We start from the raw sequence: 1582 nt of genomic DNA on the forward strand, positions 1-1582 counted from the left end.
CGACCTTGACGTAGATGTGAGTCGGATCCAGTCCCTTGGTACGTGCCAGTGCGCGATGAACCTTTTTGGCGAGCGCACGGTTCGCAGCCTTCGTTGCCTTGGCGGAAGTCGGCGCTGCCGCCGCCGCGTTATTTGCCGACGTATCGCTGGCCTGTGCGTGAGCACCCATGGCGAGCGTCAGTGCGAACGCCGCCGTGGTGACCCTGGCAACCTGTATCAACTTCATATCGATTCTCCTTGCTCTGAAAATTCTTCCTGATTTCTTCCCGGCTTAAGCGGATGAACCTCGGGGACGAACCTCACGCGCGGGAAGTCCGGTCCTGCCGGTCCGGCTTCCCGCTCGACGAGTCGATGCTTGTTGCCGCTGCTCCTTTAGAACTGGGTCATGATGCCGACGTTGCCGGCGAACTGGCCATGACCGTAGCCCGGACCTTCGTTGAGGCCGCTGCCAACCGCGCCGCCGCCATTCGCATTGGTCGCGCCGCCGGTACCGTACGGATCGGCATAACCGTCGCCGAGGCCGATGTTCGACGTCGAACTGTTGTGGATATAGCCCAGTTCGGAGTACAGGAACGTCCGCTTCGACAGGTTGTAGCTACCGGCGAGCGTGTACAGCGTCGCGTTGCCGTTGCCGTTGTTGGCGTTGGCGTGATAGATAGCGGCCGTGAGCAGCGTAACGGGCGTGATCTGCCAGCCCACGCCACCCCATTCATGATCGACCGCGGTCGGCAGGCTCGCACCGCCCGGCGTGGCCGCAAAGTCATAACCGGCTTCGTCCGCGTCGGGCGCCGCGAGGTGCTGGTAGCCCGCATAGAACTTGACCGGACCGAGCGAATAGGTGCCGCCGGCCATGATCGAACGCGAGTACAGGTAGACGTTGCTGAAGCGCCCGAACGGGTCGCGGATTTCGTCGTAGATCGCCTGCAGTTCGAACGCGGAGGCGTTGTACTGGATCTTGGCGCCGTCCGAACGGCCCTGCGACGCACCGAAACCGGAGGTCGCGCCAAGCTGACCCGGCGCACTGCCCGTTCCGCCATTGCCGTTCCAGTTCGAGGCGTTCGCAAGATCGTACTGGCCCTTCAAGGTGAGACCGGCGAGCAGCGGCGAGGTGTATTCCACGCTGTTGCCTGCCTGCGCCCAGTTACGGCCCCGAACCAGCGTGGCGATCGAATAGAACTGCATCAGTTGCGGATCGACGTCCCAACTGTCCTGGCTGATTTCCGCCGCGCCCGCATAGCCAATCTTGAACGTACCCCACGTATCGTTCGTCAGACCGACGCGCGCTTCGCGACCGAACAGCGAACCATTCTGATAGTTGCCGTTCATCATATCGAGGCCCATCTCCAGCTTGAAGATCGCCTTCGTCCCGCCACCCAGGTCTTCCGCGCCTCTGAAGCCGAATTCCGATTCGCCCCAGTCGCCGCTCTCCATCTGCACGGCGTTACCGCCCGGAATCCCCGTGCGGTACTGGACGCCGACATCAAGCCGGCCATACATCGTCACGCTGCTTTGTGCATGCGCGACGATTCCCGCAGACATGAGCGCTGCGGCAAGCAAAGCCTTCTTCATCCTCTCCTCCATA

1 protein-coding gene and 1 pseudogene are annotated in these 1582 nt (G+C 62.3%); both read right to left on the reverse strand.

The genetic code is table 11. The features are described 5' to 3' along the window. Positions 1 to 226, reverse strand: a pseudogene (locus tag V8683_RS31290) (BON domain-containing protein); the annotation flags it as partial. 146 nt (positions 227 to 372) lie between these two features. Then, a partial coding sequence (locus tag V8683_RS31295) for a porin (RefSeq protein ID WP_462849727.1) occupies positions 373 to 1582 on the reverse strand: 1210 nt, incomplete at its 5' end.

It is taken from the genome of Paraburkholderia sp. AV2 (genome assembly GCF_054968425.1).